This window comes from Microbispora hainanensis (assembly GCF_006874475.1).
In the GTDB taxonomy this organism is placed as follows: domain Bacteria; phylum Actinomycetota; class Actinomycetes; order Streptosporangiales; family Streptosporangiaceae; genus Microbispora; species Microbispora hainanensis.
In genome coordinates this window covers 247,475-259,643 of sequence record NZ_VIRM01000005.1, presented here as the reverse complement: position 1 = coordinate 259,643, position 12,169 = coordinate 247,475, and the positions used below count along the sequence as shown (strand labels likewise).

Below are 12,169 nucleotides of genomic sequence, written 5' to 3'. Positions count from 1 at the left end.
GCCCGCTGCGGATCGGCGCGGCCATGGCCGGAGCCATCGACGAGGTTCACACCTACCAGCGTTCGTTTGGCGCCGACGACGTCGCCAGTCTGATCACATCGGTCACGGCCCCGGCACCTGCGGCTGCGCCTGCGCTGCAGAAGGGAGCCACGTCGATCCGCGCCGCGACGGCTCAAACCGGCGACTTCGATTACGACCGCCTCAAGCTGGAAGATTGCATAGTAAGTCCGAGCGAAACAGGCTATGCGGACTATGACTCCCGCATCAGGGAGCTGCCCTACAACTCGTGCTGGTCTGCCTATCTCTACGTGCAGGACTTCGAACAGGATCCAGATTCAGGGAACTGGCGGAAGGCGAATGCCAAGAGACCGGCTTCGACAACCCCAGTGTCGAAGTGGTGGGGCAAGCAGATTCTGGACGAAATCTTGGACGGAGTTACAGAACCCTTCGACGACGACGACGCGTTCCGCTTTCGCGCTACCTGGATCATTCATAGCTACCTAGGCGACGAGACCGGCAATGCAGTGGTGGACGGCGCAGGAACCGGCCTCAAACCCACTGACCTGAAGATGTTCATCCGCCTGGACGACTTCGCCGTCGTCGACGAAGACGGGCGAGTTAAGTATTCAGCCGGTCAGCTGAGCGGTCTGCCCATCCAGTTGATGGTGGACCAGGGGTCTTCCTCGCCCACCACCGATTGCGGCGACGCTGCGGTAACAGCAGCAGACGTCTCGGAATGGCGCACCCACCCTGATGCGACGGCTATCTTCCACCCGAAGTTGCCCGCTTCCGGCGTTGCCGTCTGTTCGATATTGCCCGTCGTCAACATATACACTGACGACGGAACGCTCACACTGTACCTCTGGAACCAGAAGGTCCTGGACGAGGACGGCAAGACCATCGGAATCCGTCGCCATGGCAGCGACAGTGCCTATGATCTGCGATGGGTGCCGAACTTCCGCTGCGATAGAAAGGTCTTCGGCGCCGACAATCCGGATATCGAAGACCGCTTCGGCGGCTGCGTCAACACCAGAGCCAAGCGCGTATTCGTCATGTCCAAGTCGAGAGACGCCGAATTCGTGCAAGTCATCGACCATATCGAGGAGGCGCTGAATCCAAACAATGCTGGAACCTTCCCTCCCCGTCGGCCGGGCCACAACTGGAGCACGCCAAGTTTTCCGCCTTCGCGGTATTACGGTCCGGCACCACAGAACAAGGCGATTCCCGGAAACTGGGCCGCACCCAGGTACAATTCCGCAGGCCAACCCAACCCCGCGGGCCTGCCGTTGAGGCGTGGAGAACCCGGCGTCACAAACACTCAGAACAGGAAGCACTTCTCGCAGATCGAGATGCATATGGACGTGGGACAACCGGAGGAGATGCACTGGTTGATCCCCGGAAATACTCCGGAAGAGAAGGAAGAGAACCAGCACAGGTTCTACATAAACTACTGCAAGTACTACATGCCGCAGGCGTACCGACCCTCGACGAGGGAAGACAAATTGCCTAAGGGCATGGGCAATCAATGCGATGAGTATCCATTCGCCTCGACCATGCAGGGTGCCAGCTTCGCTCAGGGAAACTATTCCGTGAAGGCCCTGAATGGGGTGCAGAACAGGAAGCAAGGAGACGCCCTGCTTAAATTCTACGGGGACTATCGCGTCGGGGAGGGCAACAAGTTCTGGGTGCTCATTGAACCCTAACTCGGACTAGGCATCATGTAGATTGCGGCAAGGGCCGACGAGGTGATACCTCGTCACTTCTCGGCCCTTGTCGACTCGATAGGCTACTAGAATTCAGGTGACTTGCATGAATACTTATCCCGTCGAGAGTCAGTATGACCTTCTGGCCGAACATGGGGTAGGTCCTGAGTTTCAGGCCCAATGGGTCGACATCGAGAATCCCCACGAGGTGGCGCGGCGTCTGCAGGTTGCTTCTGACACGATAGTCACTTGCGACTTGCAAGCTGCCGTGAGGTCATGCTCACCCTCGTCCGAGATGAGGCAGGTCTGGATTTCCTCACTTGCGCCCGGCTGGTCTCATATCCTTCGTCTCAGCGGTTCATTGCCGTCACCCGTAGAGCTCAGCCTTGATGGGCGTCGCGTTTTCGAGATCACCTACTTCGCCTTGATCGGCGAGGTCGACCCACCATTCTATGCTCACGACGGGGTGCTCGACGTCGAGTTTCTCGCTGAGGATGAATACAGCGCCCACTGCGCGGATCTGAGGTTCAACGACCGAACGCCGTTGCCAGAGGTGCTGGAGCAGTATCTAATCGTCCTTGGACGGATAACGGGACGTTTCCTCGACCGCGGTTGGATTTCATCCCAGGGGTTGTTCGCCGGCATCCCCTGATGCTGGCGTGATGCGCCCGACAGCCGGTCCTGGGGCCGCGCCCGATGATTGCGCAATTAGCCGCGGGTGGGCGAGATCCAGGTCCGCATCTGGACGGTTCACGATGCGTCCACAGCCGGTGGAGGCGGGTCACGGGGCGGTTCCTCGACCGGGGCTGGTTCGCGACATCGCGCGTCCTCTACCGCGCATCCAGAGACGCTTGGTCCCGCTGATCGAGCCTTTCTGCGTGATCATCCAGACCACAGCCGTACCTGCCGAGCAGGTTGGCATGAGAACAGGCCTTCAATACGGCAGGTGGATAAGATTCGATGCCGGGCGAGCTCGATCTCGAGCGCGACCGCGCTGACGGCAACCCTGGGGGATAGCGATCGGCCGGGGGCTGGCGACGAAAGGTGCGGGCACCTCCGCGACATCTTCAGCGAAGTCGACGCCGGAAGGAAGAGGGAAGAGGCGGAGCGGGTGCTAGCCGTACGCGCCCGTCCACGGCCACCGCTCCCTCTGACACAAACGCTCGATGTACCGGAGTACGTTCGACGTGATCTTGTCCAACATGAGCAGGGACTCGCAAACCGTACTATCAGGCTTGGCGGCCGCCGCGTCCTTGGCCACGTTCGAGGCGGGCAGCGCTGATGATGAAGTCGGCCACGAGCTGGCGGCCGCCGTCCGACATCTCGACCAGGGCGCGGAGCGCCTCACGGTTGAGGCCAGACTCGCCGATTAAGGAGGACGCCACTACCTGGTCGGCCGTCGCCTCCGCGTCCTCCTCGTCGCCGAAGTAGCCGATCGGCACGCCGAAGAACTTGGCCAGCGCCTTCAACGTCTTGAGCTGGGGGTTGTCCGACCTGCCCGTCCGCAGCTTCCAGATCGTCGTCGACGACAGATCCTCGCCCGTCGCCTCCGAGATCGCCGCCGCCGCCTCGAGGTTGTTCTTCGGCGGTCGACTGCCCGCCGGCCAGCGATTCTGGATCAACCACTCGATCTTGTCGGCAAGGGACCGCGTGGTGTTCGCCGCGCTTCGGTCGTCAGCCACTGCTCACCACATCAAGTTGGAGCGACACGCACCCTGCGTTATCGCTTTTAGTTGACAGTCGGTGACGGAGAGTGCCTATCCTACTCTCGTCATCAACTTTAGTTGATGGAGTCCGCCTCTCCACGCCCGAAGGTTACCGATGCGAGCCACACCGATGCGAGCACCTGACGAGAGCAAAGCTCGTCACGAACGACTCGTCCGCCTCGGCCTTGAGGTCAGCCGCCACCGGCCAGCCCGGCTGATCCGCCGCCGTAGCGGCCAGTGGGCCCTCACCGTCGGCACCGAGACTGTGTACTGCGCGGGCGCCGAAGGCGTCTACGCCTACGTAACCCATCACGGCCTGATCCTCTCCCCCGCTAACGACGAGGGCGTCGCCCGAGCCGCGACCCACCTTGCAGAAGGTGGCGCTCGGTGACCCGCAACCTCACCCGGGCCGTCGCCCTGGCTGCCTGTGTCGTGGTTCCGCTCGTGGTCGCCCTGGCCGTACTGGGCGGGATCGGCTCCTTCGCCACCCTGCGCCGCCTCGCCGAGCCATGGTTCGGCCCGCAGGCGTGGATCGTCCCGATCGGCATCGACCTCGGCATCCTCGCCCTGCTGGCCTGGGATCTCCTCATGGAGTTCGCCGACCTGCCCTGGCCGGTCCTGCGCTGGATCGCCTGGACGTTCATCACCGCCACCGTCATCCTCAACATCTCCGCCGCACACGGTGACCCGATCGCCGGCCTGATGCACGCGGCCATGCCCGTCCTGTTCGTCACGGTGATTGAGGGAATCCGCCACCTCATCCGCCGCTGGGTTGGCCTGGCCACTGGCACCCGGCGTGAGCGGGTACCTCTCTCGCGCTGGCTCCTCGCCCCCGTCTCCAGCTTCATGCTCTGGCGACGCATGGTGCTGTGGAACGTCACCAGTTACCCCCGCGGCCTCCAGCTCGAATACCTCCACCTCGAAGCCGTCTCCGCGCTCCACCAGGCGCACGGCCGCTGGCTGTGGCGGTGGAAGGCGCCTCTGTCCGAACGGACCGCCGTACGACTTCAACTCGCTGGCGCGGCCTTTCCCACTCCGCAGATCCCACAGCAGCAGGACTCCGACGACCAGCTCATCCAGGCTGCTCAGGCCATCGTCGCCAGGGCCGAGCAGCGTGGCGTACGGCTGAGCCAGATGGACCTGGCCGCCCAGCTCCGTGCTCAGGGCCACCGCATCGCCAACGAGCGCCTGCGCTGGCTGGCCACCGCCATCGGGCTCCGCCGCGAATCGGTCTAAGGACGCGACCTCATGCTCCTCGCCATCCACGAGCACGCCGAACGCTTCTTCCAGGCCCGCATCGCCACCAGCTGGGTCCCCGAGTACCTGCGTCAGCGCGGATTCGACGACGACGTTCAACGCCAGTGGCGCATCGGCTACGCCCCCAACGAATGGCGAGCGCTGACCAGACATCTGCGCGGTCTCGGATTCCCCGACATCGCGATCGAAGCCTCCGGCCTGGCCCGACGGACCACCCGCGGCATGCTCATCGACTTCTTCCGCGACCGGGCGATGTTTCCCATCACCGAGCGCGACGCGACCACGATCGCCTTCATCGGCCGCAGCCGTACGAACGAACCTAAGTACCTCAACAGCCCGAACACCCCTATCTATGTGAAGGGGCGGGCCCTGTTCGGCCTGCACATGCTCAGCACCGGAGCTAAGCCGGTCATCACCGAAGGCCCCCTGGACGCCATCGCCGTCACCGTCGCCGGCCGGGGCCGCCTGGCCGGGCTCGCCCTGTGCGGCACCAGCCTCACCCCCGACCAGGTCAAGACTCTCGACGCAGCCGCCGACCTGCGTGCCAGCGGCGTGCTGGTCGCCTTCGACGGCGACCGCGCCGGGCAGCAAGCCGCAGCACGCTCCTACTCGCTGCTCAAAGACGCCGGTACGGCGGAAGCCCTCATGCTCCCATCGGACTGGGATCCGGCGGCGGTGCTCGGCGACGCCGGCCCCAAAGGTCTCGCGGCACTGCTTCGCGTGCGGGTACGGCCACTGGCCGACCTGGTGACCGACGCCGCCATCGAGCCCTGGCACGATTCCCTGCAGTTCGCCGAAGGACGCGTCAGCGCGCTCCGCGCCGCCGGCGCGGCGATCGCCACGATGGCGCCCCGTGACGTCGCCCGGCAGGTCGCCCGCGTCGCCGCGCAGCTCAACTTCGACCACGCGACCGTCACCGAGACCACCACCGATTCGGTGACCGCCCGGCTGGCCCTCGCCGACTTCCCGACAGCGCCCACACCCGGCAGCACGACCACACGCTCGTACGAGAGGAGAGCGAATGAACGACCACTTCGCGGACCCACTCCGTGAGGCAGCCGCCCACGGCATGCAGAAGGTGGTGCAGGTCGCCCCTACTGCCGCGGCGGCAGTTCAGGTCTGGCTGCACATGAAGGCTCAGCGCGTACGCGAACAGGCCGAGCGGGAGCGCCAGGCAGCAGACGCCCTCCGCACCAAGCAGCGTGCCGCCCACCGGGCGGCACGACTGCAGTGGCTGCCCGCCAACGACCCGGCATGGCTGCGCACCGCCGACCTGCTGCAGGTGAGCCGCGCCTGGGGAGCGGCCCTGCCGTACGCGACGAACGACCCGGGCGCCGAGCGCGCACTGTTGAGATGCGAAAGCCGGCTGCGAGAGCTCCACCCGTACGCAATGAACCGCTATGACCGGCTGCGAGTCGAAGGACATACTCCCGAAGCGGCCATGCGGGAAGTCACCCCGTTGTTCGCCCGAGAGCCATGCCCGCGAACCGGATATCCAGCGCCCGTTCGGCCTCAGCTGCCTCCGGTCGTGAGGCTCGCCCAGGAGGACTTCCCGCACACCATCGACAAAGTTGTCGAAGCGTGTGGCAGCACCAGGGCGACGGCAGGAGCTACGGCGCAGCCAGCTCGGACAGCTACCCTTAATCGCCGCCCGTGATCGGTCGATTACGAAAGGATGGGAGAGGTGGACGCCCTCGCGCACAGCTACCTGTTCTGGATCGGCCTGATCCTGCTGCTCGTTGTGCTGTACCTCCTGCCAACGCTGATCGGGCTCTTACGCGGCGTGGAGAACGTCCTTCTACTCATAGCGTTCAACTTCTTCGGCGGCCTCACCTGCATCGGCTGGCCGGCAGCGCTCTTCCTGGCCTTCGCACTGCCCATCCGCCACGACCGCCGATGACGTCCGTCAATCACAGCCCTCCAGATGCCGAACCGCGTCGGACTGGCTGCAGATCGCCAGGCGATGCGCGGTCCAGGCTGGGGCCGAGCGTCCTTCCAGATCTAGGATGACGCCGTGTTCGTCGACGGTGCAGGTGATGCCATACGGCCAGTCGCCGAGGAAGACCCCCAGAATCAGATCCTCCGTACCGCCCTGGACGATTCGGTGCAGCCGCTCAGCTGCGGCACCCGGCGAGGCAATGACGAACAACCAGGACTGGCCCTCCGGAACTCTCGCGTCCGTACGCTGCCCGCTTCGTCTGACGATCTCCACTTCCAGCTCGGTCACTACCTCCTGCATGGTGTCGAGCACCACGAGCCCCGGATTCGCCGTGTGTAGCGCTTCCTCGCCGAACAGGCGCACCGCGTCTTCGCGCGGCACGAGTACGCGAGCCGCCATATGACGCCCGGCCAACAGCTCCAGGACCATGGCACGCGTCACGTTCTCCGCGCCCGGTCCGGTGAGTCCCGTCCCGTTCATGGCCGCCAGCGCGACGAGGTAACCCAAGCTCGTCGACTCCTGTTCGAGCATGGAGTCGAGCGTTGTGACCGGCACATCATCGTCGGACCTTATGACGGTGACCGACTCTTCCGAGGCTTCCACCGGTGGGAACGGCAACATGTCCCTCACCTCGCTGTAGCGAACCAGCCGATCGCCCTGCCTAGTCAGACGGGTACGCCGCCACCACATCACCGCAGCGCCGACACACTGACGTCGTCGGTGGTAGGCGATGGCGAGCACAAGCAGCGCGGCAAGGCCGACGGGAATCGTCAGGGACATCGTCGACGCCGACGACTCCAGAGTGGCGTTCGCTGCATAGGGAGCCGGCTCATGCTCTTCGCTGAGCGTCGACCGCGGTGCCGGGCTCCTCTTTGGCCGCGTCAGAGGCTTGGCTGAGGGCGTTCGAGCGATGATTGCCGTTGGCCGATGGTCAAGCCCACGTCTCGCCGCCACCTCCTCTATCACCTGCGGATTCTCCCTCGTGGCCGTTGCTGCCGGGCTCGCCGCAGGATGGCCTAGCGTCCGCCGGTGATCGCGCCGGGGCCGGTTCCGGACGTGATGCTCCTCCGCTTCACCGTCACGGCTTATGGGTGCCGCCGCCGCCACCTTCTCGGGACTCTTTGTAGCCATGAGAGAAGGTGCGGCGGCTGGAGCAGCTGTCGGCTGCTGTGGAACCTGCGGAAGGCGTACGACCTGTTGGGACTGCTCCGGGGCCGGCTGCGAGGCCTGCCCGCGCCACGAGTCCCGTACGGCGCGGCCCACGTCGATGCTGTCACCAGCGAGCCAGTTCTGCACCTCGCGCTGCATGGCCGCACACAACTTCGTGTTGTCGACGTACCGGCCTGCCGTACCGGTCAGGTGCGGGCAGCCGGGCGGCGGGTCCGCCTGAGCGGTCCCCGCCACGGCCAGCGCTGCGGCGCCTGCCAGCACTCCTGCGGCAGCCGACCGCCACATCGCCGTCCGGCCTCGGAACGGATTGCTGGCTGTCACGACGGCACCCCCGGGTCGATCACGAAGCGAAGATGATCAACCACGATAGGCAGCTAGGCCGGTGCAACAGCGCAGCTCAGAGCCGAGTCGCACGAGCAAAATAACGATCTTCCAGCTACCTATGCCGGGGTGACGCGGACGGTGCCAGAGGACCGGCGGAACGCCCGGACGAGCGCGGATTTTGGCCGGAATCCGCGCCGAGCGGCCTGGCGACGGGCTGCGGGAAGTCCGCCGCGGCCAGCCGCACCGGGGCACCCGCCGCAGGTGACGCCACAGCGAGCTGTTGCGCGGCCGCTCGTGCCGCGACCGCCTGGGCCATCCTGCCCTGGGCCGTACGGAGCTCGGCCACGGCGGCGACGAGCGCCGCGATGTCGGCGATGAGCGATCCTGCGGGCCCGCGCGCCCCGGCAGCGAGCCTTCGCGCGGCACTGCGCAGCTCCAGCCCTGCTCGTGTCGGTGGCGGAATCCGCGCGTACGGCTCTCGCGCGGCGCGGTCGAATGCCTCCGCGGCATTGCGAAGCCGCTGGTCCTTCAGCAGGCGCGCCGCGACGTGAAGCAAATCAGAGGTGGCGCCCGGCACGTCCGCTGCGCCGCCCGGCACGCCGACTGTGGCTTCATGCAGCTGCGCGGCGGCCTGCCGGGCGGCCGTCGTCACCAGCTCCCAAATCTGTCGGCGGTCGCCCGCGCCCGTTCCGCCGGGGTGGTGAGCGTTTCCGCTGCTCCACCGCGTGCGGAGTTTCGGAAGAGTGAGGTCGGCGGCGAGCCTGCCGCCGCCGAACCACACCAGCTCGCCGACGCGGTTGCGATGCTCCGGCAGGGCCACCGCGTACCCCGTCACCTCGCCGGGATTGCGCTGACTCAGTCGCTGCCGCACCAGCACGCCCGCGGCGTCCAACGACCGGAAGAACTCCTCTTCCGAGGCCGCTGCGGCGGCTGCGGTGACGACGTGCTGCCGTAGCACCGTCCGCGGCACCTTGTCCCACCCGCGCCGCCGGGTCTGTTCCGTCTCGCTGCGGGTCGGCCGGCGCGCCGCCGTCCGGTCCCCCGGGGCCGTCAGGCGCAGGGCGTACCGGCGCTCGACGGCCTGGCAGGCCTCCCGTACCCGGTAGAAGTCGTTCCAGGTCCGGGGCTTGGTGCCGTCCTGGCGGGCGAGCGTGGCGACGATATGAATGTGGTCGTCGGCGTGCCGCACGGCGACCCAGCGCACTCCGCCGTCATCGTCGGCCGACGCGAGACCGGTGCGGGTCATGATCTCCTGGGCGACCTGCGCCCACTCGTCATCGCTCAAGATGCGGTCCTGGCGTGCGGCACGGGCGACGCAGTGCCACACCGGCTCTGCGTAACCGCGCTCCCCCAACGCGGCGAGTGGCTGGTTGAGCAACCCGATCAGATTCCGGAAATCCCGGCCGCCTTCCGGGCGGAGCGACGGCTCCAGCTCGGCCGGATGCCGCCACCCGGCGACGATGTGCGGGTTGACGTGCTCGTTGGCCCGGCCCGGGCCGTACAGGTAGTACAGCAACCCGCCGACACGACGCCCGCGCATCACCTTTCCGATCACCGGATCGCCTTCCGGACGCCTTCCGCGATTCCGTCCAGCCGCTGCACCGCCCGCAAGCACGCGGCGGCGTACGGAACGAGGTTGCCGGGATCAGCGCCTGTCGCGTTGAGCGCCGCCACGGCCTGGTTGAGGTTGACCCCGATGCGGCGCACCTGGCCGGCGGCGTGCATCAGCTCGATCAACGCCTCACGCAGCGGGTCGGGCATCGGCGGGTTCACCATCCGCGCCGCCGCCAGGGCCGCCTCCGCCGCATAGGCCCCGCGCGCCAGCCCAAGACGTTCGGCGGCCGTGCGGAAGTCGGCGTACTCCTCCTCGGTCAGCACGAACTTCACCACATGCGGCCGCGGCACCGCCTGGCGTTGACGCCGCCGCTGCCGCACCTGCCTGGACCCGGTGTCCTCTCCCTCATCAGACATCTTCGTGACCGCTCCCCCGACGACCGCGCCCGGTCGCAATCGATCAGAACCCACCCCGAACCAGTGGCGGGAGTGGGCGGTTCTGATCACGAATGCCCCCCGCCACATCCCGCCGGATGCAGCGGTAACGGGACATTACGAATATCTTGCTCCCGCCCTGCGGGACTCAGACTGCGGGTGCAGCGCCGTGGACCGACTGCCGCCATTCCAACGCCTCGGGCACGTCGCGGTACTCCAGCAGGTACTGTCCGTGATCTTTAGAGGTGACAGGGAGAGGCTGTCGCCTGAACGGCAGAACTAGCACGAGGCGGGGGCGTCAAACGGCGCAGGAGACTGAACCTCGCCGCTGCATGAAGGCGTGGGATGGAGTTCCAAATTCCGAGCTGGTTCTGCCTGCCAGAGAGCGCCACGTCGGCGACAATTTGCACATCGCCGGTTTCAGTAAGCAACAGAGGGTGGGCTCCGCAATGCCTCACCCCGCACAGCTACGAAGGATGTCGAGGCGGAGTGAACCATCCCTGGGCCATCTACCTGCGGGCGTACCTGGGTGTTCGGATTCAGCACGCGCGAACAGCTCCGACGCGTGGAGCCTCGGCCGTTGAGTGGGTGATCATCACGGCCATCATCGCCGGCGTCGCACTGGGCCTGGCCACGTTGATCAAGACAGTGGTGGAGCAGAAGCAGGGCGAGATTCAGCACACCCTCGGGGGCGGCGCGAGCGGCTGACCGGTTGCCTACGACAGTCGCGCCGCCCCGAGCAGGGTCGGTCAGCGGCCGCCCGGCCATACCGCCGCTCTGCAGGCACCCCACCTGACGCGCTTGTCCGAACCGATCTCCCCCTGGCAAAGCTTGAAGACCTTGACCGATCCGAACAGGGAACTGTCGGTAGCACAGCCGCCCTGCGGCGCCCGCACCTCGAACGGCTTGCGCGCGTCGACGGGATTGTCGTTGTGCCACACGGCCTTGTAGGCCACGTTGTCCTTCCTGCCGTCGCAGACCTTGATCATCGATCGATCCGCCGGAACGCTCACGCGGCCCTCGCCGTAAGCATCGCTCCAGCCTGGCGCGCCGGCCCGCGCCGATCCGACCGTCCCCAAGACCAGCGCCCCGGCCAGCAGCGCGACGGACAACCCTGCCCTCGATGCCATGTCTCCCCCGTTGATCCTCGACAGCCGTCCCTACTCTAAGTATTCGATCTTGCACTTCAAGCATTTGCGAGGCTGTTTCTAACAACTCAAGTGGGCTCTTCTGGCCGTCGTACAACCAGGACACGCCTCATTGCTGGCATCTGCAGGAAAGTGATGGCCAGCTGAATGAGCGCGGTTGCCGTCACCGGCGTGAACCATCAATTCACCTTGTAGGGGTCGTAGTGGGCGATTGCCGTTTGGAGATGTCGCCGACCCGGTTGACGAGCACGGAGGAGAAAGGCAGACCTTGGGCTCAGAGGCGTACAAGGCATGTCCCCGCATCGCCGTACCGGCCAATTTCCGCTCATGCGCTCACGGAGACGTGGTTCTCTCGCGCGTAGACGACGAGGCGGTGACCGGCAGAGCTATCGAACTCGCCCTTGGGCATCCATCCGAGATGCTGGTAGAGACGAGCGGCCGGGCTGTCTTTCAACGTCAGCAGCCACGCTCGTTCGCATCCACCGGCCACACGGTGGAGAAGCGTCCTGCCGAGGCCACTGCCTCTCGCTTTTCCGGCGACCATCAGTTCCACTACTTCGAAGGCGTTGCGCGACATCTCCGCGAAGGCGGCGGGACCGACCGCGTCGTGTACCTGCTCTATCAGCGGATCGGCGTCTCTGGTCGTGCGTGCGGGCCAGCCGTAACAGACGCCGAGCAAGGTGCCGTCCTCCGAGGCTAGCGCGGAGCGGAACCCGGGTTGCGCCACGTGGCCCGCGAGTCGCGAGGGGAAGGCACGCAGGCGCTCCTCCGGCTCTGACCAGGGCGGTACGGAGAAGCATTCGATGTAGAGATCGTGCATCGGTTGTTGCCATCTGAGCACTTCGGCCGCGTCCAGGTCATCCACCAGCACATAGCAAGTTTTTCGCAGTTGCGAATAACTTGCAATAAGTTGCCTGGGCGCTTTACCTTCGC

13 protein-coding genes are annotated in these 12,169 nt (G+C 66.0%); 7 read left to right on the top strand and 6 right to left on the bottom strand.

Translation table 11 applies throughout. The features are described from left to right. Positions 1-1,703, top strand: a 1,703-nt coding sequence (locus FLX08_RS06770; protein WP_208761291.1) for a NucA/NucB deoxyribonuclease domain-containing protein, incomplete at its 5' end; no start/stop codon positions are given. 106 nt (positions 1,704-1,809) lie between these two features. Continuing rightward, positions 1,810-2,355, top strand: a complete 546-nt coding sequence (locus tag FLX08_RS06765) for a hypothetical protein (protein ID WP_142617324.1) — start codon at positions 1,810-1,812, stop codon at positions 2,353-2,355. 577 nt (positions 2,356-2,932) lie between these two features. Here the strand turns inward: FLX08_RS06765 and FLX08_RS06760 are convergent. Next, positions 2,933-3,385 (bottom strand): helix-turn-helix domain-containing protein, encoded by a 453-nt coding sequence (locus FLX08_RS06760; protein WP_142617323.1) that lies wholly within the window; start codon positions 3,383-3,385, stop codon positions 2,933-2,935. A gap of 411 nt (positions 3,386-3,796) precedes the next feature. On the opposite strand from FLX08_RS06760, the gene FLX08_RS06755 reads away from it, so the two are divergent. The 4 genes from FLX08_RS06755 to FLX08_RS06740 are packed head-to-tail and all read left to right on the top strand — an operon-like array spanning position 3,797 to position 6,566. Then, entirely contained in the window at positions 3,797-4,645 is an 849-nt protein-coding gene (locus FLX08_RS06755; RefSeq protein ID WP_142617322.1) for a DUF2637 domain-containing protein, read from the top strand. Between the two features lie 12 nt (positions 4,646-4,657). Next, complete coding sequence (locus FLX08_RS06750; RefSeq protein WP_142617321.1) at positions 4,658-5,719, top strand: toprim domain-containing protein; 1,062 nt, start codon at positions 4,658-4,660, stop codon at positions 5,717-5,719. Then, entirely contained in the window at positions 5,688-6,323 is a 636-nt protein-coding gene (locus FLX08_RS06745; protein ID WP_142617320.1) for a hypothetical protein, read from the top strand. The genes FLX08_RS06750 and FLX08_RS06745 overlap by 32 nt, the downstream gene beginning before the upstream one ends. Positions 6,324-6,350: 27 nt before the next feature. After that, positions 6,351-6,566: a superinfection immunity protein gene (locus FLX08_RS06740; protein ID WP_167530297.1), complete on the top strand. Its 216-nt coding sequence runs from the start codon at positions 6,351-6,353 to the stop codon at positions 6,564-6,566. Between the two features lie 6 nt (positions 6,567-6,572). Here FLX08_RS06740 and FLX08_RS06735 read toward each other — a convergent pair whose 3' ends face one another. The 3 genes from FLX08_RS06735 to FLX08_RS06725 all read right to left on the bottom strand — a co-directional run bounded on the left by FLX08_RS06735 (position 6,573) and on the right by FLX08_RS06725 (position 10,070). Further along, positions 6,573-7,385 carry a hypothetical protein gene (locus tag FLX08_RS06735; protein ID WP_142617318.1) on the bottom strand — a complete coding sequence of 271 codons (813 nt, stop codon included), beginning with the start codon at positions 7,383-7,385 and terminating at the stop codon, positions 6,573-6,575. A gap of 826 nt (positions 7,386-8,211) precedes the next feature. Continuing rightward, positions 8,212-9,654, bottom strand: a complete 1,443-nt coding sequence (locus FLX08_RS06730) for a relaxase/mobilization nuclease domain-containing protein (protein ID WP_142617317.1) — start codon at positions 9,652-9,654, stop codon at positions 8,212-8,214. Further along, positions 9,651-10,070, bottom strand: a complete 420-nt coding sequence (locus FLX08_RS06725; RefSeq protein ID WP_142617316.1) for a MobC family plasmid mobilization relaxosome protein — start codon at positions 10,068-10,070, stop codon at positions 9,651-9,653. The genes FLX08_RS06730 and FLX08_RS06725 overlap by 4 nt, the downstream gene beginning before the upstream one ends. Before the next feature lie 507 nt (positions 10,071-10,577). Here FLX08_RS06725 and FLX08_RS06720 point away from each other — a divergent pair. After that, entirely contained in the window at positions 10,578-10,796 is a 219-nt protein-coding gene (locus FLX08_RS06720; RefSeq protein WP_142617315.1) for a hypothetical protein, read from the top strand. Between the two features lie 41 nt (positions 10,797-10,837). Here FLX08_RS06720 and FLX08_RS06715 read toward each other — a convergent pair whose 3' ends face one another. Then, positions 10,838-11,200 carry a hypothetical protein gene (locus FLX08_RS06715; RefSeq protein ID WP_142617314.1) on the bottom strand — a complete coding sequence of 121 codons (363 nt, stop codon included), beginning with the start codon at positions 11,198-11,200 and terminating at the stop codon, positions 10,838-10,840. Between the two features lie 361 nt (positions 11,201-11,561). Further along, entirely contained in the window at positions 11,562-12,107 is a 546-nt protein-coding gene (locus FLX08_RS06710; RefSeq protein WP_142617313.1) for a GNAT family N-acetyltransferase, read from the bottom strand. Between the last annotated feature and the right edge of the window lie 62 nt (positions 12,108-12,169).

What these genes read in the sequence shown, in the direction of transcription:
- FLX08_RS06725 (WP_142617316.1), bottom strand. Translation starts at nt 10,070, where the DNA reads ATGTCTGATGAGGGAGAGGACACCGGGTCCAGGCAGGTGCGGCAGCGG.
- FLX08_RS06745 (WP_142617320.1), top strand. Translation starts at nt 5,688, where the DNA reads ATGAACGACCACTTCGCGGACCCACTCCGTGAGGCAGCCGCCCACGGC.
- FLX08_RS06735 (WP_142617318.1), bottom strand. Translation starts at nt 7,385, where the DNA reads ATGTCCCTGACGATTCCCGTCGGCCTTGCCGCGCTGCTTGTGCTCGCC.
- FLX08_RS06750 (WP_142617321.1), top strand. Translation starts at nt 4,658, where the DNA reads ATGCTCCTCGCCATCCACGAGCACGCCGAACGCTTCTTCCAGGCCCGC.
- FLX08_RS06765 (WP_142617324.1), top strand. Translation starts at nt 1,810, where the DNA reads ATGAATACTTATCCCGTCGAGAGTCAGTATGACCTTCTGGCCGAACAT.